This window comes from Methylophilus sp. 3sh_L (assembly GCF_046766015.1).
Lineage (GTDB): Bacteria > Pseudomonadota > Gammaproteobacteria > Burkholderiales > Methylophilaceae > Methylophilus.
Window position 1 is genome coordinate 40,851 of record NZ_JBKOUF010000003.1, and the last position, 18,225, is coordinate 59,075.

At 50.9% G+C, this 18,225-nt stretch carries 18 protein-coding genes; 7 read left to right on the plus strand and 11 right to left on the minus strand.

Annotated elements, in window-relative coordinates:
* Positions 1–61: 61 nt before the first annotated feature.
* Genes andAb through ACIDF8_RS07960 form a run of 6 tightly spaced genes read right to left on the minus strand, consistent with a single transcriptional unit; the run spans position 62 to position 5,947 of the window.
* Complete coding sequence (gene andAb / locus ACIDF8_RS07935; RefSeq protein ID WP_412010084.1) at positions 62–1,129, minus strand: anthranilate 1,2-dioxygenase ferredoxin subunit AndAb; 1,068 nt, start codon at positions 1,127–1,129, stop codon at positions 62–64.
* Positions 1,126–1,599, minus strand: a complete 474-nt coding sequence (andAd, locus tag ACIDF8_RS07940) for an anthranilate 1,2-dioxygenase small subunit AndAd (protein ID WP_412010085.1) — start codon at positions 1,597–1,599, stop codon at positions 1,126–1,128. The genes andAb and andAd overlap by 4 nt, the downstream gene beginning before the upstream one ends.
* Positions 1,600–1,609: 10 nt before the next feature.
* On the minus strand, positions 1,610–2,893 hold the full coding sequence (gene andAc / locus ACIDF8_RS07945) for an anthranilate 1,2-dioxygenase large subunit AndAc (RefSeq protein WP_412010086.1): 1,284 nt from the start codon (positions 2,891–2,893) through the stop codon (positions 1,610–1,612).
* A 15-nt stretch (positions 2,894–2,908) separates the two neighbouring features.
* Entirely contained in the window at positions 2,909–3,877 is a 969-nt protein-coding gene (locus ACIDF8_RS07950; RefSeq protein ID WP_412010087.1) for a SphA family protein, read from the minus strand.
* 55 nt (positions 3,878–3,932) lie between these two features.
* Positions 3,933–4,718, minus strand: a complete 786-nt coding sequence (locus ACIDF8_RS07955) for an SDR family oxidoreductase (protein ID WP_412010088.1) — start codon at positions 4,716–4,718, stop codon at positions 3,933–3,935.
* 8 nt (positions 4,719–4,726) lie between these two features.
* On the minus strand, positions 4,727–5,947 hold the full coding sequence (locus ACIDF8_RS07960) for a dienelactone hydrolase family protein (protein ID WP_412010089.1): 1,221 nt from the start codon (positions 5,945–5,947) through the stop codon (positions 4,727–4,729).
* 280 nt (positions 5,948–6,227) lie between these two features.
* On the opposite strand from ACIDF8_RS07960, the gene ACIDF8_RS07965 reads away from it, so the two are divergent.
* Positions 6,228–7,742, plus strand: coding sequence for a flavin-containing monooxygenase (locus tag ACIDF8_RS07965; protein ID WP_412010090.1), 1,515 nt, complete (start codon positions 6,228–6,230; stop codon positions 7,740–7,742).
* Positions 7,743–7,796: 54 nt separating this feature from the next.
* Positions 7,797–8,075, plus strand: a complete 279-nt coding sequence (locus ACIDF8_RS07970) for an Lrp/AsnC family transcriptional regulator (RefSeq protein ID WP_412010091.1) — start codon at positions 7,797–7,799, stop codon at positions 8,073–8,075.
* A 257-nt stretch (positions 8,076–8,332) separates the two neighbouring features.
* On the opposite strand, the gene mtgA is transcribed toward ACIDF8_RS07970, so the two are convergent.
* From mtgA to ACIDF8_RS07985, 3 genes are read right to left on the minus strand one after another with little or no spacing between them, the layout of a single operon-like run.
* Positions 8,333–9,019, minus strand: a complete 687-nt coding sequence (mtgA, locus tag ACIDF8_RS07975; RefSeq protein ID WP_412010092.1) for a monofunctional biosynthetic peptidoglycan transglycosylase — start codon at positions 9,017–9,019, stop codon at positions 8,333–8,335.
* 13 nt (positions 9,020–9,032) lie between these two features.
* Positions 9,033–9,863, minus strand: coding sequence for a shikimate dehydrogenase (gene aroE, locus ACIDF8_RS07980; protein WP_412010093.1), 831 nt, complete (start codon positions 9,861–9,863; stop codon positions 9,033–9,035).
* Positions 9,864–9,874: 11 nt separating this feature from the next.
* Positions 9,875–10,324 (minus strand): rhodanese-like domain-containing protein, encoded by a 450-nt coding sequence (locus tag ACIDF8_RS07985; protein WP_412010094.1) that lies wholly within the window; start codon positions 10,322–10,324, stop codon positions 9,875–9,877.
* 366 nt (positions 10,325–10,690) lie between these two features.
* Between ACIDF8_RS07985 and glnA the strand changes: the two genes are divergently transcribed.
* The 4 genes from glnA to ntrC all read left to right on the plus strand — a co-directional run bounded on the left by glnA (position 10,691) and on the right by ntrC (position 15,339).
* On the plus strand, positions 10,691–12,100 hold the full coding sequence (gene glnA / locus ACIDF8_RS07990) for a type I glutamate--ammonia ligase (RefSeq protein WP_412010095.1): 1,410 nt from the start codon (positions 10,691–10,693) through the stop codon (positions 12,098–12,100).
* Positions 12,101–12,226: 126 nt separating this feature from the next.
* Positions 12,227–12,718 (plus strand): DUF4124 domain-containing protein, encoded by a 492-nt coding sequence (locus ACIDF8_RS07995; RefSeq protein WP_412010096.1) that lies wholly within the window; start codon positions 12,227–12,229, stop codon positions 12,716–12,718.
* Positions 12,719–12,827: 109 nt separating this feature from the next.
* Positions 12,828–13,931 carry a nitrogen regulation protein NR(II) gene (glnL, locus tag ACIDF8_RS08000; RefSeq protein ID WP_412010097.1) on the plus strand — a complete coding sequence of 368 codons (1,104 nt, stop codon included), beginning with the start codon at positions 12,828–12,830 and terminating at the stop codon, positions 13,929–13,931.
* Positions 13,932–13,947: 16 nt separating this feature from the next.
* Positions 13,948–15,339 carry a nitrogen regulation protein NR(I) gene (gene ntrC, locus ACIDF8_RS08005; protein WP_412010098.1) on the plus strand — a complete coding sequence of 464 codons (1,392 nt, stop codon included), beginning with the start codon at positions 13,948–13,950 and terminating at the stop codon, positions 15,337–15,339.
* Here ntrC and ACIDF8_RS08010 read toward each other — a convergent pair.
* Both ACIDF8_RS08010 and ACIDF8_RS08015 read right to left on the minus strand, forming a co-directional pair.
* The gene (locus tag ACIDF8_RS08010) at positions 15,336–16,007 is read right to left on the minus strand and encodes a DUF6445 family protein (RefSeq protein ID WP_412010099.1); all 672 of its coding nucleotides are present in this window, start codon (positions 16,005–16,007) and stop codon (positions 15,336–15,338) included. The genes ntrC and ACIDF8_RS08010 overlap by 4 nt on opposite strands.
* Positions 16,008–16,102: 95 nt before the next feature.
* Positions 16,103–17,371, minus strand: coding sequence for a porin (locus ACIDF8_RS08015; RefSeq protein ID WP_412010100.1), 1,269 nt, complete (start codon positions 17,369–17,371; stop codon positions 16,103–16,105).
* A 371-nt stretch (positions 17,372–17,742) separates the two neighbouring features.
* Between ACIDF8_RS08015 and ACIDF8_RS08020 the strand changes: the two genes are divergently transcribed.
* Positions 17,743–18,225: a hypothetical protein gene (locus ACIDF8_RS08020; protein ID WP_412010101.1), complete on the plus strand. Its 483-nt coding sequence runs from the start codon at positions 17,743–17,745 to the stop codon at positions 18,223–18,225.

An 18,225-nucleotide genomic window follows, 5' to 3' on the forward strand; every position in this document is an offset into this window, starting at 1 on the left:
GCACCGTGTGTCGCGCTTTTAGCTAGCGTAATGGCTGGTTAATCAGCGCGACACACGTGGTTTATGCGGCCTGTCGACGGTCGGCTTGCGAATAGAAGGCATCGGCAAAAAATGCCGTGGGTGCCAGGCCTTGTGCGACAAAGCGCTGGTTGGCAGTGGCCACCATCGCTGGCGAGCCGCAGGCATAGACCTCAAATGGCTGTAAGTCTGGCCAGTCTTGCAATACCGCATCCGTGACATAGCCTTGCCGCCCCTGCCAGGACGTCGCTGTGGTGGCAGACAATACTGGCACGTAATTAAACCAAGGGTAGCGGGTGGCCAGGTCCAGGCATTGGCTATGCTGGTACAAATCCGGCAAAGTGCGTCCGCCCCAATAGAGCGTCACGGGAACCGTATTGCCTGCAGCAATCAGCGCCTCCAGCATGGCCTTGACCGGGGCAAAGCCGGTGCCGGTCGCGACCATGATTTTTGGCTTCTGCGTTGCCTGCAGCGTGAATTGCCCATGCGGACCATCAATCGTCAGTGGCGTGCCCGGTGCGAGCTGATGAAACAGCTGATCGGTAAACAAGCCACCAGGCAGATGACGGATATGCAACTCCAGCGCATCGGCTGTGACTTGGGCCAGGGAATAGCTACGGCGCTGGTCGCCAAGCAGGATGTCAATATATTGCCCGGGCTGGTAAGCAAAGCGGTGTGCGGCAGGCAATTGCATGCCCACCAGCGCTACATCCGGCGCGACTTTATCAATGCTGGTCAACACCACCTCCAGCGGCACAGATTTGGCGGTGGCTGGCGCGGCATCCGCCTCTACAGCCACCTGCACGCGGCCCTCATGTATCCTGAGCGGGAAGCTGCGCACCGCCTCGGTCACCGGCGCGCATTTGGCGGCCCCGGTACGGATATCAAACAAGCCTTGATGCAAAGGGCACTCGACACAGCCATCTTCCACATAGCCTTCAGATAGCCGCGCCACGCCGTGGGTGCACAAATCATGCAAGGCGAATAACTGATCCTCTAGCCGGAAAATGGCCAGCTGCATGCCACCTGCCTCAACGGCAACTGGTTCATCCTCGCTAAAGTCTTCGACGTCGCCTATGTCTGTCCAGCGGTGTAAATGAACGGTACTCATATCGGCGTCGCCAGCAAGGTTTGTACACGTGAGGTGTCATACACCACCTGCCGCTTTTTAAAGCGCCAACCCTGGTCAGTCCGCACAATCTGGTCGATGTAGCGGCCCGTCTGATACACCTGCGATTCGCCATTTTGCAGCGTTTGCACCACCACATAGCTAGACTCGGCCTGCACTTCATCGCCATTGTTGGCTTGCAACACCAGGCCTGAGGTCATATGCCGGTAGGTGTGGCTCTCAAAAATATTGGCATGGCGCAAGGAGGTGACGCGGTCTTCAAGCATATTGCGGTTGTCAAAATAAATCATGCCTATGGGCAAACCCGCATCGAAATTTTCTTTAGGCACAATGCTGTAGTGGCAGTCTTCGGTAAAAAACTGTGGCCAGCGCTCCAATTGGTCGTTATCCAGCGCCGCAATATAGGCCTGCTGTAACTGTTGCACTTCAAACCAGGTTTGTAATTCTTGCATGCTGTCCTCCTTAAAAACCCATCAGTTGCTGATAGCCCACCCAGAAGCGGCGGATCAGGCTTTCGGTGATCAGCGTGTCCTGCTGGTCGGGTTGGTCTTTGCTCATTTCAATCACCGAGCAGGCATCACCATCGCGCACGGTGCCACGTTGTACCAGCTCGGTCGCTTCGGTGTCTTCCATCGAGATATACCCCGCCGGACCGACTAGATTGGCCTGTTTGAGCCGCATGGCGCGCAATTCCGGCGTGTCATCCACATAGCCAAAAAAGTGGAAAATCAGCTCGAAATTATTGGGGCCTTTGGCCAGCAACTGCCGCGCCACCAGCGTATTGTGGATTTGCTGTACCACCAATTGCGGGAAAATCGGCTGGATGTGATTGGTGGTCAGTTCCTCATACTCCTGTATCTGCCCGAGCAGGCTGTCATCCTTGAGCTGAAAGCCTTCATCAAACGAACGGATGGCCTGCGCCTTGTAGGCGTCAGCAGTTTGCACCTCGTTTTTGGTCGCGGTGATGATGCTATGCAAACCATGCGTCGAATCGGGAATCGAACGCGCCTTCATGCCAACCCGGAAAATATTGAAGGTGGTATGAAACAGGTGCAGCAAACTGGCGTGATAAGGGTCTTTGACGTTTTCCAGATACAGCTTCCAGTTAGATTTAGAGTATTGACGGGTGCAGCCCAGATACTCAATCGGCTTGTGGAAAATACGGTCTATCCACGGCCGCATTTCAGGCCCGATATAGTCTGGCAAAGGCGCCACCGTGTCGCTAAAGGTGGCAAACACCAGGCCTTTATAACTGTCTACCCGCAGTTGCTTGAGACCGTGCTCTTTCGGGTTAAAGTCTTTGGGCATGCCAGACATGCCTTTTTGCCCACGGCGAAACGGCACGCCCTGCAAATTGCCCTCGCAGTCAAAACTCCATTGGTGATACACACAGGTATGCTCACTGGCATTGCCGCGCGCCTGACGGCAGACTTGTGCGCCGCGGTGCGCACAGCGATTCACCCAGGCGGCCAGTCCGCCTTCTTTGGTACGGGTCATCACCACCGGCGTATCCCCAACAAACGTGCTTTTAAAGTCGCCGGGGTTGGGGATTTCGGCTTCCAGCCCGAGAAAACTCCAGGTTGGGCCACGGAAAATGCGTTCTTGCTCTAGCTCATACACTGCTTGTGAGCTGAACACAGCGTAGGGAATACGCGAACCGTCATCGGTCGGAAATTTAAGTAAAGGCTCAGAAGACTGTGATTTACCAAGATGGAACTGGACGGCTTGTGCTTGAATAGCGTTCATATTGACCTCGAATCCTTAAAAGTGATGCACAAAACGCAGGTTGTAACGTTCACCTTCGGTACGGTTTTTCACCGCCATTTCATCGTAGAAGTTAAACATCAGATGATCCTGCTTGGAAAAGCTGTACATGCCCCCCACGCCCAATGCCAATACTTGCTCGCGACGCCCAGACACGTCATGACCGTTCATTTGAGTATCGGTCGTTTGCTTGAGGTAGTAACCGTTAACGCCCAAGCGCAGTTGCGGTGTAAAGGCATACTCCATGGCAAAGTTGGTATGAAACGCCTGCCCGGCACGTGTACTGGTGGCACCAAGAGCCTGAAACCCTCGGTTGGGATCATCATTTTTGCCATTCCACAAATAGTGGGCACGCACAGAGGCAGTCCATTCTGGTGTGAAAAAATAAGTGCCTGACCAGTAAGGGTTGAACGACCAGGCATTGCTGCCCGGGTTGATTTCGCGGTTAGCGCTGTATTCGCCCGTGGGCAAAATAAACTGTAATTCAACACGCTGCATAAATTTGGGGCCGTGCTCGCCCATGAGGGTTGGCCACTGCAAGAAGGGACCAACCAGCAAATCACCCATGCCACTGTCACCCGCCTTGGGGAAGGCATTAGAGGCGGCGCCATAACTGGTATGCGGGCTGACCACCGGCACAATCACATCCATGCCCAGATTAGCCCCGGCGACTTCGATATCCGAGATATACAGTATTTGCGACAGACTGACGGTAACATCCACTTTGGGGTTAGGCAGGCCTAGACTATTGCCCGAGTTATCCTTGAACTTGTCGGCATGGTATTGCTGTACGTATTGGCTGAAATACCAGCCGTTGCCTGCAGGCGGGGCACCATCCAGAAAGCTGGTAAACCCAAGGTTGATTGGAGGCAAATCGTAGGCGTGGGCGAACATGGGTAAGCTGGTGGTGGCCAGTGCCAGACCCAGTGCGCTAAGGGGTTTACTGCCTGAGGAGAGGAGGTTCATCGAGGGGTTCCTTTCAGAGTGAGATTCAATCGTTTAAAAAATCCGGGTGTAAATATCAATCCGCCAGCTTGGGAATGGCGGGCTCTGCCTGCTCGGGACCCATGGCGCTGTAGCCGCCATCGACGGCATACACGGCGCCCGTGACAAACGAGGCATGGTCCGAGCATAAAAACAGCACCACATCGGCGACCTCCTGCGGGTCACCTACGCGCTTCAAGGCATGGAATGGTGCAGCGACGGCATCCGTTTTGGCGCGGTTGCCGCCCGTCAGCTCGTCCATGACGCGTGACCAGATCCAGCCGGGTGCCACGGCATTGACGCGGATATGGTCTGGGGCCAGGTCAACCGCCATGCTGCGGGTCAGCTGTTCAGTGGCCGCTTTGCTGGCCGGATATAGCCAACGGCCGGTTTGCGCAGCGCTGGCTGAGATGCTGGAAAAATGCACGATGGCGCCACCGCCACGCTGACACATCGCCGCATGGCAAGCCTTGGCCAGCATGACACTGCTGACCAGGTTGACGTTGTAACTGAGCAACCAATCCTCGCGGCTGGCAGCAAAGCCGTTGTCCACATAGCTACAGGCCAGGTTGACCAGGAAATCTACACCGCCAAAGGTGTGTTGCGTGGTCGCCACCAGCTGTTGCAAGGCGGCATCATCGGTAATGTCTGTTTGTAAAAACAGAATGTCAGCGCTGATGCCAGCCGCCACCGTCGCCCCACGTGCATCAATATCCACCGCCACCACTTTTGCGCCCGCGGCGTGGAAGGCTTCTACCACGGCCGCACCGATCAGCGTGGCGCTACCGGTGACGATGACAACTTTGTTTGCGATACCTTTCATGGCGCACCTCATGCATTGGCACTGAGTGACCAGTTGGCCATCAGCGTGTTGGAAGGAAGGTTAGGGTCCAGCAGTTTACGTGCTTGCTCTACCCCGCAGATGGCGGGCACCAGGGCGGGATCAAGCAACCCGGCTTGCACCAGTACGCTGGCCTGATCCCAGTAAATATGTTCGTTAAACAGCTTGTCTCCACGGAAAGTCACCACCACCAGCATGGGGATTTCAATCCGGCGCCCGGTCGGCGGCACATTCGGCAGCAACCAGTCAATCTCGCAGTCATGCGTAAAACTGAGCACAAACTCATCCACCATGCGGTCCGCACCAACTACGCGTGAAATTGGCGTCATTTGCATGTCTGCCGGGTTATTGTGGATAAAGTGATGCTGATAAAAGCGACGCAGCATGGTGTAGCCGACCCCGCCCGTCATGGTGGGCACATGATTCACATATGGCTGGGCGACCATGGTGGTCATGGTGGCATCGGCATCGCGGGTGGCAAATTCGAGCGCAAAGTGATGATCTGCAATTGCGCTCAGGTCATAATCAGGCCCTATGGCTTTGCGCAAGGCGCCCAGGGTGCGGCTATATGCCATCTGTGCCGAGGGGGCGTGGTAATGCGCACCGGCCAGGCGGGCAAAGGCATGGTCCACGCCCGCATACACATAGGTCTTAACCAGTGGCTGTGCAGTGGCCGCGGCCAGAATCGCGGTTTGCGCCGCGGGAGGGCAGAAGGCATCCTGCTCAGCCATATGCAGGGTTAATGGGCAGCGTAGCGCAGCCATCTGTGGCAAGGCCTGCTCTATGCCTACTCCATAATAGCCCACCGCCACATCCGCATCAGTCTGGCTAGCCGCCAGGTAAGCCAGTTTGCCGCCCAGGCAATAGCCCAGCACCCCCACCTTGCCACTGGCCCCTGCCATGCCACGCAAACAGCTGATGGCCAGTTGGACATCCTGCATGCCGATGGCTTCATCAAACTGCTGGTAATAGCCCAACGCGGCCGGCATGTCTTCTGCCGCATCGGTCAGGGTAATGCCAGGCTGCAGGCGCCAGTACAAATCAGGCACCAGCACCATATAGCCCTCTTCGGCATACAGGTCGGCAATGGCCTGCATATTGGCATTCACGCCAAAAATTTCCTGGCACAACACCAGGCCCGGCCCGCTGCCGGTGGCTGGCAGTGCCAGATAGCCTTTAAAGGCCGGGAATTGCGCGCTGATTTCTATCATTTGTCCCATTTTTCGTCTCGCTTGCTCGGTTGAAGGGTGGGAAGGCAAGTGATCACCTTCGTTGTGGTTGCTACTTTCTCGCAGCGCAGACGGCGGAGCTATCCGCTCCGTGCAGTCACTATCCGCATTGCGCAACCAAATTCAGCACGCATGCAAGTTGTTGCCGAACGCGGATAGTGCAGGCAGTTTCTGGATAGTCGGCAAACCTTGCTCGCTCAATACTGCAGCCGACGATACAGGGATAGGCCCTGTATGAATTTTTAAGCGCAAAGGAAACCGTATGAATATTGCGATTGTGGGTGCCGGGTTTGCCGGTTTGAGTACAGCAAAAGTGCTGACTGCATTTGGTCACCAGGTCACGGTGTTTGAGAAGGAGGCTGATGTCGGCGGGGTGTGGAGCGCCTCCAGACGCTACCCTAACCTGACCACCCAAAATGTGAAGTCCACCTATGCCTTTTCAGATTTCCCCTATCCCAAGCATTACCCTGAGTGGCCAAGTGGCGAGCAGGTGCAGCACTATCTGGATGCCTATACCAAGCAGTTCAATTTTGCACATTTGATTGCATTGAATACCGAAGTGAAATTAGCCCAACCGGTAGGAAAAGGCTGGCAACTCACCGTCAAGACCGAAGGCAAAGCAGAGGAAACGCGACATTTTGATTTTTTAATTGTCTGTAACGGAATTTTTTCGCAGCCCATGATCCCGGACTATCCGGGTGCAGCCGAATTTACCGCCGCAGGTAGCCGTATTTGCCACACCAGCGAGTTCAAGGAGCTTGCAGATGCCAAAGGCAAGCATGTGCTGATTGTGGGCTATGGCAAATCTTCTACCGATGTGGCACAAGCGGTTTGCCAGCAAGCGGCGAGCACTACAGTGGTGGCCAGACATTTGATCTGGAAAGTGCCAAAACGACTCATGAATGTGCTCAATTACAAATACCTGTTTTTGACGCGCATGGGTGAAGGCTTGTTTAAATATATCCGCCTTAAAGGCATAGAGCGCTTTTTGCACGGCATCGGCAAACCGATCCGTAACAGCATGCTGAATCAGGTGCAGTGGGTCATCAACCGCCAATGCCGCCTCGAAAAACTGGGCCTCAAGCCTGACCAGCCACTAGAATCGATTGCGCGCAGTACCGTCAGCCTGGTCACCGAAGGTTTCTTTGAAAGCGTGGAGGCGGGTCATATTGACGTTGCCAAACAAAACAGTATCACAGGCTTTAGCATTGAGCATGGCGTGCGTTATGCACATTTAACCGATGGCCGCCGTTTGCCAGCCGACATTGTGATTTGCGGGACAGGCTGGCATCAGCGTGTGCCTTTTTTGAACGATGACGTGATGAAACATGTGACCGATGCAGAAGGTAATTTTGTGCTGTACCGGTCGATGGCACCGGTTGGCATGCCAGGTCTGGCGTTTAATGGTTATAACTCTTCATTCTTTAGCCAGCTCAATGCCGAAGTAGGCGCTTACTGGCTGGCCGACTGGATTGGTGGAAAGATGAAGTTGCCGACCGCAGAGGCGCAACGCAGCACAATCAAAGAACGTCTGGCATGGATGGAAGCGCGTACAGAAGGCAAACACTCCAAAGGCACCAATATCATTCCGTTCTCACTGCATCATATTGACGAGCTGTTATCGGACATGCGCCTGCCGCTGGGCGTCGCGACCCGCTTCAAGCAGTGGTTTTTACCGATTGATCCGGCCGATTTTCGGTATCTGCATAAGGCCCTGCTACGGCGCCATCAACCTGATACCGCGCAGAAGATGCCGGTACAGACGAAAACTGTTTGAATGCTGTGTAAGCTCCGCCATTGATTGGCGGAGCATGTCATAAGGAGAGTCTTGATGATGACCTGTATTATGTTGGTGAACGCTGAGCGTCAACAGATGGCAACCGTGGCAGAATCCCTGGCATCGTTAGCACAAGTCACAGAAGTTTATTCGGTGAGTGGTCAATATGACCTGGTGGCCATCATACAAGTCACCGGTCCCGAGGCGCTCTCAGCACTGGTGACTCATCAACTTGCTGCCATCAGCGGCATAGTGAGAACCGAAACCATGCTGTCACTGCGCACCTACCGCAAGCAGGATCTGGATGCCATGTTTGATATCGGCACCAGTTAAAGCAGCGACGTGCAAGTCATTAGACAACCGAGGAATGCGCCTTAAAAAAATACGGCCAGTTAACCTGGCCGTTACCTCACACCCTTGTAAAACATCTCGCTGTCAAAGGCTAAGGTCAACATGCAACCGGCCTGGCGATGCACTTGCATGCACCGCCTATGAATCTGATCGATAAGAATATGATCAGGCAAATCCATTGATAGCAAACATTGTATGTGGGAGTGTTTCACGTTAATACCTAAATCAGGCGCATAAAATCAGGGTATTTTGACTAATCGCATGCGTGCCTGAATGGTGGCGCTATGCCGATTCAAAAACCGCGTACTGCGATGCAAATCATAAAAGCGCGGATTCGGAATCATGGCCGCAAGTCTAGCCGCCTGCACGGGCGCAAGTGCATAGGCGGAGGTGCGAAAATAGTGTTTGGCAGCCGCTTGCGCCCCAAATACGCCATCGCCCCATTCAATCACATTAAGGTAGATTTCGAGAATACGGCGTTTACTCATTAGCTTTTCAAGCATGAAAGTAATCACCGCTTCTTGCGCTTTGCGCCAAGGCGTGCGGTGCCCGGATAAAAACAAATTTTTAGCCAATTGCTGACTGATGGTAGAGCCGCCGGCGACGATTTTGCCCTTCTTGAGATTTTTCTCAAAAGCGGTTTCGATGCCGACCCAGTCAAAGCCTTCATGCTCAACAAACTTGCTGTCTTCGGCCGCAATCACTGCGCGTTTTAAGTGGTTGCTGATTTTAGCGTAAGGGACCCACTGCTGTTGCAGTGTTGCCCCCGGATGACTTTCTTGCATCACCTCGAGTCGCGCCTCCATAAAAGCAGTGGTTTCCGGGTTGTGGTCTACCCACCACAAAATATGCGCGAAAATCCAAACCTGATACAGCAATACCCACAGTAAAAACAGGGCAAAAAACAGTTTAATGCTTTGTTTCATGACGCAAGGAAGATTAGCGGAATGCCTGAATCACAGGGGCGGTATCAGGACGCAAGCCATGCCAGATAAAAAAGGCTTCTGCCGCCTGCTCTATCAACATGCCCAAACCATCCACCACTTTTGCACCTGCCAGACGGGCCTGTTGCATGAATGGCGTTTCGCGGCCATACATCATGTCATACGCCAGGGTATGCGCGCCAAACAGTTGCGATGAAAGGGAGAGTGGTGTGTCCGTCAAGCCAGCAGAAGTGGCATTGATCACCACATCATATGGTTCATTGAGAGGTGCATTGAGATCTGTAAAGCTTGTGACTGCCAGAGAGACGTCAAACTGCTGCGCCTCGGTTGCAAACTTCTTTAACATGGCTTGCGCCTTGTCCTGGCTGCGATTAGCGACCGTTACTTGCGCCGGGCGCTGCGCGATCAATGGCAACATCACGCCTTGTGCAGCCCCACCAGCACCGAGCAGCAATATTCTTTTTGCGGCCAAGGCTGTCTGATGGTGTTTGAGAATGTCATTGACCAGGCCGCAACCATCGGTATTGTCGCCCTGAATCTGCGCTTGGCTAAAACTGAGGGTGTTCACAGCCCCAGCCGCTTGCGCGCGTTCAGATAAAGTCTGGCTAAGGTCAAAGGCTTCAAATTTAAATGGCACCGTGACATTCGCCCCTAAATAGCCTTGCTGCTGCAATTCTTGCACTGTAGCCAGGAAACCATCTAGCGGGGCCAACACTTTATCGTAAACAATGGTCTTGCCAAATTGCTGTGCAAACGCCTGGTGAATCAATGGGGATTTGCTGTGCGCAATCGGGTGACCAATGACTGCATATTTCTCAACCGACATAAGCTGCTTGCCTAATTGGACCAGGGCAACCCTGCCTGTTTCCAGCCGTTGATCAGGGTTCGTTGCTTGGCTTCATTGGCCTCGCCTTCAAAGCCTTCAAGCATGTTATAGGCATTGGCATATCCGAGTTTTTGTGCCAGTAATGCGGCATTATGGCTGCGGCCGCCGGTGCGGCACATAAAGACGACGGTACGTGCAGGATCAACCTGCGCTTGTAACTGATCGGCGAAGTCCGGATTGGCAATCATGCCGGGATAAAATGCCCATTCCAGATGCGTCGCCATGGGCACCCGCCCTACCAACTCCAACTCGGCACGTGAGCGCACATCCACCAACACCGCATTTTGATCTTGACTGATTAGCGCATACGCCTCCTGGGGCGTCATCGCGCCGGCATACGGCAAACCATTTTGCTGAGCACGCTGAGCGGCTTGTTGCAAGATTTTCTCAACACTTTCCAAAGGACACCTTCGTTCTTTTAATAAGCTAGTCAAACCGCGAGTATACCTGTGAAAGTCACGCAAGCGCATGGAGCACCATTTTTGTGCTCAATTTGTTGTTGAGCACCTTTTTGGTGCGTATTGATTTTGCTTTTTTATGTCAGATATCTCATATCCATGCAAAATGCCTGTTTTTGGGTGGCATGCTTCCTGCTACTATTACATACTAAGATTCAATGGAATTCGTAAACCAAAAATTCCACATATCTATTTGTTTTGCTAGTTTGTGTTTTTATATTTGCTCACGTTCCGGGACATCCGCAACATGTCCCTTTTTTGCGTGCGCAAGTTGAATCATTTTAGATCTTGATCACTGAGGAGAATGTAATGTCCGTTGCAAACGTAATGAAACTGGTTGCGGAAAACGACATCAAATTTGTTGATTTCCGTTTTACCGACACCAGAGGTAAAGAGCAGCACGTGACCGTGCCAGTGTCTGCCTTCGACGAAGATAAATTTACCGAAGGTCACGCCTTTGATGGTTCTTCCATTGCTGGCTGGAAAGGCATTCAAGCCTCTGACATGCAATTGATGCCTGATGCAAGCACCGCATTCATCGATCCATTTTTTGACGAACCAACCTTGGTTCTGACCTGCGACGTAGTAGACCCTACTGATGGTAAAGGCTATGACCGTGACCCACGCTCCCTGGCAAAACGCGCTGAAGCTTACCTGAAATCCAGCGGCCTGGGTGACACTGCTTATTTTGGTCCAGAGCCAGAGTTCTTTATTTTTGATAGCGTTCAGTGGGATGCCACCATGGGTGGTAGCTTTGTGAAAATCAACTCAGAAGAGGCCGCATGGTCCTCAGGTGAAAAATTCGAGGGCGGCAACACTGGTCACCGTCCAGGCGTTAAAGGCGGCTACTTCCCAGTGCCTCCTGTCGATTCATTGCACGACATCCGCTCTGCCATGGTCATGACCTTAGAAGAACTGGGCGTGCCTGTTGAAGTGCACCACCACGAAGTGGCAACAGCAGGTCAATGTGAAATCGGTACTAAATTTGCGACCTTGGTACAGCGTGCTGACTGGACGCAAATCCTGAAATACGTAGTGACTAACACTGCACACGCTTACGGTAAAACTGCTACATTTATGCCTAAACCAATGTTTGGTGACAACGGCTCCGGGATGCACGTACACCAGTCCGTATGGAAAGATGGCAAAAACCTGTTTGCAGGTAACGGCTATGCAGGCCTGAGCGACTTCGCTCTGTACTACATCGGCGGTATCATCAAGCACGCACGTGCATTGAACGCGATTACCAACCCAGGCACCAACTCATACAAGCGCTTGGTTCCACACTACGAAGCACCAGTGAAATTGGCTTACTCCGCTAAAAACCGTTCTGCTGCGATTCGTATTCCATTTGTGCATTCAGACAAAGCACGCCGTGTTGAAGCACGCTTCCCAGACCCGATTGCTAACCCATACTTGGCTTTCTCAGCCTTGTTGATGGCTGGTCTGGATGGCGTTCAGAACAAGATTCACCCAGGTGAACCAGCGACTAAAGACTTGTACCATCTGCCACCAGAAGAAGATGCATTGATCCCAACGGTATGCTCATCTCTGGAACAAGCATTGGAGTATCTGGATAAAGACCGCGAGTTCTTAACACGCGGCGGCGTTTTCTCAGATGACTGGATTGATTCATACATTGCATTGAAAATGGAAGAAGTCACTAAACTGCGCCAAACACCACACCCAGTGGAGTTTGGTCTGTACTACTCCTGCTAATCAGAAGAGATTGCACTAAAACAGGGCAGCCCAGGCTGCCCTGTTTTTTTATGTGCGCATTTGTCCGTCAACGCTTTTAGGCAAGCAGACGTTGATACCCTCAACAATCTACTCTAAACTATTGCCATGAAAAGACTTTTTTACCTATGGCCGTTTCTGTTGGCATTCAATACTGCAAATGCAGATATTTATAAATATACCGACAGCAATGGCGTCACCACCTACACGAATATCAAGCCTGAAGGTAAAAGCAAGGCGGAACTGATTATTAGCGGACCAAAAATGGCAGAGCCCCCGCCGCCAGCCAAAGAAAAAAAATCTACGGCCAAAACCCCTTCTCCGGCCGACTTTCCCAAAGTTGACAATCAAACACAAAACCAACGCGACCAAAAGCGGAGAGAGTTGTTGATGAACGAACTTTCTCAAGAAAAACAAGCACTTGATAATGCTCGACTCCTCTATGAAGAAGCGCAGAATACGCCAGAAGTCTATAGAGGTGCCAATGGAAAAACGTTTAGGAATGTCGCCAAGTATGAAGAAAAACTGCGCGTGATTGAGGCGGAAATTCAGGCACATGAGCGCAATATCGAGCTGTTAAATAAAGAGCTCAACCTTTAAATGCACCATTTTGGGGGCTTGCTCAATCATTTTTACGCTTCTTGTAAGAATTGGCTTGGGTTTTGCTTTAAAACAGGGCGTGATTCACTCTTTTTAACAAACTCAGAACATGGTACAGAAATCTCCCAATGGCTTTAACGGTCTCGAGCACATTGCCACGGCAGTGATTTTGCTCAACAACCGGCTCGAAGTCACTTATGCGAACTCAAGTGCGGAGATTTTGTTTGCATTCAGTGCCAACCAGATTCAGGGCGCACATATTCATGACGTGTTTATTAATTGCGAAATCCTGCAAATGGCGGTGACCAACGCCATTCAAACACAAAGCCCTTATCGTGAGCATGAGTTCGCGCTGACCACCCAACGCGGCCATACCACGGCTGTTACCTGTACCGTAACGCCTATCTCAGCCTCCTTCAACCAAACGCCTGAGGACATGCTGATTCTGGAATTTGTGCAAATGGATCAGCAATTGCGTATTGCCCGTGAAGAACGCATGCTGATACAACAACAAGCTAACTCTGAGCTATTAAGAAATCTGGCGCATGAAATCCGTAACCCACTCGGTGGCTTACGTGGGGCAGCACAGTTGCTTGAGTTTGAGCTACCCCAACCTAGCCTGAAAGAATATACACAAGTGATTATCAAGGAGGCTGACAGGCTGCATAGTCTCATGGATAGGCTGCTGGCACCGCATCGTGTGCCCAAATATGAGCCTACCAATATTCATGAGGTGCTGGAGCGCGTACGCAGCCTGCTACTGGCCGAATCGCCCAACCATATCCGCGTGATCCGCGACTACGACACCAGCTTGCCTGAACTGATTGGTGATCGCGAGAAGTTGATACAAGCCGTACTCAATATTGCGCGTAATGCGGCACAGGCCATGCAACAACATCAGACTGAAGGCGCGAGTATTACCTTACGCACGCGAGCTGAACGGCAGATCACACTCGCCAGAAAACGTTACCGCGTAGGGATTCATTTAGAGATTATTGATAATGGCCCAGGGATTCCTGCCGGCATTAAAGAGCGTATTTTCTACCCACTGGTATCCGGTCGGGAAGGCGGCACAGGCTTGGGCCTCGCCTTGGCACAAACCTTTATTACACAGCACCATGGCATGATCGATTGCGACTCGCAGCCGGGTAAAACCATCTTCCATATATTGCTACCGATTGAAAGTACGCAATTAAAATCATCCGTACAATAATTCACGAGAAACAGCTATGAAGCCAATCTGGATCCTAGACGACGACAAATCCATCCGCTGGGTGTTTGAAAAAGCCCTGGCACGCACCGACTTTGATTTCAAAACATTTTCCTCCCCGGCTGAAGCCCTCAACGCTTTAAATCGTGAACAACCCCAAGTCATCGTCAGTGACATCCGCATGCCCAATGGCTCGGGCCTGGACTTTTTATCCGAGGTGAAGCAGCGGTATCCTGAAATTCCGGTCATTATCATGACTGCTTACTCGGACTTAGAGAGCGCGGTCGCGGCATTTCAGGGCGGCGCATTCGAATATCTGGCGAAACCATTTGATGTTGACCAAGCCATCGAAATTATCAAACGTGCGGTTGAAGAAAGCATGCGGCAATCTGTCGAAGCCGTAGAAGACACTGGCCCATCGCCAGAAATCATCGGCCAGGCACCCGCTATGCAAGAAGTTTTCCGTGCCATTGGCCGCCTCAGCCGCTCGCACTCAACAGTGCTCATTAACGGCGAATCAGGCAGTGGTAAAGAACTGGTCGCCAGTGCGCTGCATAGACACAGCCCACGTGCTGACAAGCCATTTATCGCCATCAACACCGCCGCGATTCCTAAAGACTTATTAGAATCCGAATTGTTTGGTCATGAACGCGGCGCTTTTACTGGAGCCGCTGCAGCCAGACGTGGCCGCTTTGAACAGGCAGACAACGGCACTTTGTTTCTGGATGAAATTGGAGACATGCCTGCAGATTTGCAAACAAGATTATTGCGTGTCTTGTCCGACGGCCAGTTTTACCGGGTAGGCGGACACCAACCGATTAAAGTGAATGTACGCGTGATTGCAGCCACCCACCAGGACCTTGAAGAGCGCGTAAAACAAGGCTTGTTCCGTGAAGACCTGTTTCACCGCTTAAACGTCATTCGCCTGCGCTTACCGCCTTTGCGTGAGCGCAGGGAAGATATTCCGTTGCTGACCAAACATTTTCTCGCCCACAGCGCACAGCAATTAGGCGTTGAACCTAAACAGTTATCGCAAGCGGCCATTAAGTACCTAATGTCAGTCAACTGGAGCGGTAACGTTCGCCAGCTTGAGAACGTCTGCCACTGGCTCACCGTCATGGCCCCAGGTCAAAACGTGGACGTCAATGACCTGCCCCCAGAGCTGAAAGAAGATACCGGAAAACACAGCAGCGGCGGCTCATGGCAAGAAGCCCTCGCACAGGAAGTCACCGACGCGCTCAATCGCGGGGAAACCAATATTCTGGACGCCAAAACCAAAGAGTTTGAGCGTATCCTCATCACCCGCGCCCTCGCCCACACCGATGGCCGCCGCATTGAAGCCGCCAATCAGTTGGGCATGGGGAGGAATACACTTACCCGCAAAATACAAGAGTTGGGGATTGATGATTAAAGAGCTTGATTCTTCACTCGCAAAAGCGGGAAAGAGCTTTCTTTGTTAGCATCAATCTTGGTAATAAAAAACACCTGTGCCAGTCGCGAGTCTTGTTTTGTTTTGCCAAAAAACTGATTGGCACAATGGTGGATATCCCCCTCAAACAGAATCAATGAATTATAGACGTTATTGACTCGAACAATTTCGTCGAACATATTGTGATAAGTGAAGTCAATTGGCTCTTTACGCTTAAAACGCTCGTCATTCTCTTTAATCAGCTTCCAATATAGATCCTCATCATAACTGCCATTCTTTCTGAATAAAGAAGTCCCCGAATCTAATGGAGCATCGGGTGTTAAATAAAGCACACCTGCAAATACGGTATTTTGATCCTGATGGATAAGCCCGTGACCATATTCACCCTCAACAATTTGAAAACTTGTATTGATCTGCCAGCGCATTACATCATGCTCAGGCAAATGAAATACGCTGATTAATTTTTTACAGACCTTCTCGTATAGCGACTGACTCAACTCACGCAGCTCTTTAGTCCGACTCCCAGGAAATACATAATCTACCCCTTTAATTTCATGGCAGTAGGTGTATTTCTGCGCTAAAGCATATTTTCGGATGTCATCTGGATTTTCATAAAAATCTGAGATTACAGTTACTGGATAAAGCTTCATCTCTTTTGCTCTTACAATGATAGTTCAATAAAAAACGGCAACCGAAGTTGCCGTTTTATCTGACTCTTAATTTAAGCAGTTAAACTGCAATTAAATTAGAAGAACAGAATACCGCCCAAAGCGATAGTTTTGCCTTTACCTTCCAAAGAACCAACTTCAGACTTAACATCGCTGTACTCAGCAACCAAGTTCAAGTGTTTGGTCAAAGGATGATAAGCACCAACTGTCCACATTTCATCTTTCAGGTCTTTACCAACTTGACCAGCTGCGATTGCATCACCGGAGTTAGCTTCCAGTTTGCTTTGACCCCAGCTTACGCCCAATTTAGTACCCACACCTGGAATAGTGTATGTACCTTGTACGTAACCACCTTTGGAATCACGGCGTTTACCAGTAATATCATAACCACCGTTCATTTGAACAGTTTGACCAATACCACGGCCGTCATAGTAGTAACCAGTCAAACCAAAATCAGCAACCTTGACAGTGGCGCCAATATCAAACGCGCTAACACGGCTACCGCCACCTAATTGAACTGGTGTAGGTGTTGCACCGTTATTCAATTGTTCAATTTTTTGGCTAATGAAGCTTGCCCAAACTTTACCAGCTACATCACCAGTCCACTCGTAAGATGCTTTACCTTCGAATGCTGGCTGGCTACCACCACGATTAGTAGAAACTGCTGAGTTCAAACCAACATCAATTGCGTTGAATGCTTGAGTAGCACCGACTGTAAATTGGAAACCGTTCCAATTTGGTGATGTGTAAGCTGCTTGAGCTTTCCAGTCTGCATAAACGTAACCAGTACCAATACGACCAAGAGTAGTTGTGTTACCAGCCAAACCGCCTGCACCGCCACCAACGCCCAACAATGTCATGTCGTTCAAGATTGCGTCAGAAGCAAAAATGCCCAAATCTTTACCAAGCTTGATAGAACCCCAAGAAGCATCACCAAATGTCAGGAATGCTTGACGGTTTTCTTGGTTACCTTGGCCATTTTGAATACCAGCTTGTGTTGTTGAAGAACCTGGGTTGATGCTGATTGTAAATGCAACATCCAGATCGTTTTGGCGAGTTTTACCAGAAACGCTCAGGTAGTTTGGCAACAGGCCAGTTGAAATGTTGGATTGGCTACGATTGAAATCACCACCGCCAGTTAATGCATCTTGCGAACCACGGCCAGAGGTCAAAGTTGCATAACCAGCAGTTTGCTCACCTGATACGCGTGTGTTTGTGTAGTAAGCGTTAACAACGCCACCGATGTCCAGAGTCCAGTCACCAGCTGGGATAGTGATGCCAGCTTGTGCGCCACTAGCGGCAGCGAACAGAGCTGCTGCAACTGCAACGTTCAATTTTGTATTCATACGAATCTCCAAAAATGTTGTTTTCACAACTTGTGTAAGGATATTGCTTTCCAGAAAAGAGCTATCTAAAGGCTCTTCCTAATAACTCCTGCGGAATCACTTAAAGCATTTCCTGCAAGGTCAGAGCAATTTTTGCAAAAGCAGCCCAGATGGCGCAAGTGAATACGTCAAATTGCTTAGTCTTACTTAACGTTGTTGCAGATTTGCAACAGTCTACCCTCCTGCCTTAGTAGGGTGTTTTTTAGAACTGATGGCGTTTTTTAGGTGATTTCTCATCAACATCAATATATCTTTCTGCTAGCATAGTAAACATTTGCATGATCTATAGATAACTTGCACAACACGCATTGTGCATTCGCTGGGGAATTAAGATGATTTCGGATATTCAGTTATGTAGTCGCTTTGTAGAGACCTTGGACTGGATTTGCCAAGTGCTGATCAGGCACTCAGAGGACTTTAATATTGCCCTGGTGAAAATTGCTTATGGCGATGACAATAGTTTAGGTGAGGCCTACGGGGCGCCTGAGGCCCTGCGTCAACTCTCGTCTTTAACGCACGATTTACAAAGCTCTTTTAGGCGGTCTGACCTAGTAGGACGGGAAGGGACCGATTTCTGGATTTTGTTCCCTTATACACGGGTACAAGATAATGTCTATGAGAAGCTGCTTGACGTGCTTGAAAGCTCCAAGCATCAGACATTAAACATCGTAGAGCGCGAAATCGCGATTTTTGAATTGCCACTGATTTACCAGAAAGCGTTGGTAAAACCTGATCAGGGGCATGCGTTGTTACAACATCTCAAAAATAATCAGACGGAATTGGCTAGCCACATCTTCCGCCTCGCAAATCTATAA

Excerpts from the sequence above, each read along its gene's own strand:
- ACIDF8_RS07965 (WP_412010090.1), top strand. The coding sequence starts at position 6,228 with ATGAATATTGCGATTGTGGGTGCCGGGTTTGCCGGTTTGAGTACAGCA.
- andAb (WP_412010084.1), bottom strand. The coding sequence starts at position 1,129 with ATGAGTACCGTTCATTTACACCGCTGGACAGACATAGGCGACGTCGAA.
- andAc (WP_412010086.1), bottom strand. The coding sequence starts at position 2,893 with ATGAACGCTATTCAAGCACAAGCCGTCCAGTTCCATCTTGGTAAATCA.
- mtgA (WP_412010092.1), bottom strand. The coding sequence starts at position 9,019 with ATGAAACAAAGCATTAAACTGTTTTTTGCCCTGTTTTTACTGTGGGTA.
- ACIDF8_RS07970 (WP_412010091.1), top strand. The coding sequence starts at position 7,797 with ATGATGACCTGTATTATGTTGGTGAACGCTGAGCGTCAACAGATGGCA.
- ACIDF8_RS07960 (WP_412010089.1), bottom strand. The coding sequence starts at position 5,947 with ATGATAGAAATCAGCGCGCAATTCCCGGCCTTTAAAGGCTATCTGGCA.
- ACIDF8_RS07995 (WP_412010096.1), top strand. The coding sequence starts at position 12,227 with ATGAAAAGACTTTTTTACCTATGGCCGTTTCTGTTGGCATTCAATACT.
- ntrC (WP_412010098.1), top strand. The coding sequence starts at position 13,948 with ATGAAGCCAATCTGGATCCTAGACGACGACAAATCCATCCGCTGGGTG.
- ACIDF8_RS07955 (WP_412010088.1), bottom strand. The coding sequence starts at position 4,718 with ATGAAAGGTATCGCAAACAAAGTTGTCATCGTCACCGGTAGCGCCACG.
- ACIDF8_RS08020 (WP_412010101.1), top strand. The coding sequence starts at position 17,743 with ATGATTTCGGATATTCAGTTATGTAGTCGCTTTGTAGAGACCTTGGAC.
- ACIDF8_RS08015 (WP_412010100.1), bottom strand. The coding sequence starts at position 17,371 with ATGAATACAAAATTGAACGTTGCAGTTGCAGCAGCTCTGTTCGCTGCC.
- glnA (WP_412010095.1), top strand. The coding sequence starts at position 10,691 with ATGTCCGTTGCAAACGTAATGAAACTGGTTGCGGAAAACGACATCAAA.
- andAd (WP_412010085.1), bottom strand. The coding sequence starts at position 1,599 with ATGCAAGAATTACAAACCTGGTTTGAAGTGCAACAGTTACAGCAGGCC.
- aroE (WP_412010093.1), bottom strand. The coding sequence starts at position 9,863 with ATGTCGGTTGAGAAATATGCAGTCATTGGTCACCCGATTGCGCACAGC.
- glnL (WP_412010097.1), top strand. The coding sequence starts at position 12,828 with ATGGTACAGAAATCTCCCAATGGCTTTAACGGTCTCGAGCACATTGCC.
- ACIDF8_RS08010 (WP_412010099.1), bottom strand. The coding sequence starts at position 16,007 with ATGAAGCTTTATCCAGTAACTGTAATCTCAGATTTTTATGAAAATCCA.
- ACIDF8_RS07950 (WP_412010087.1), bottom strand. The coding sequence starts at position 3,877 with ATGAACCTCCTCTCCTCAGGCAGTAAACCCCTTAGCGCACTGGGTCTG.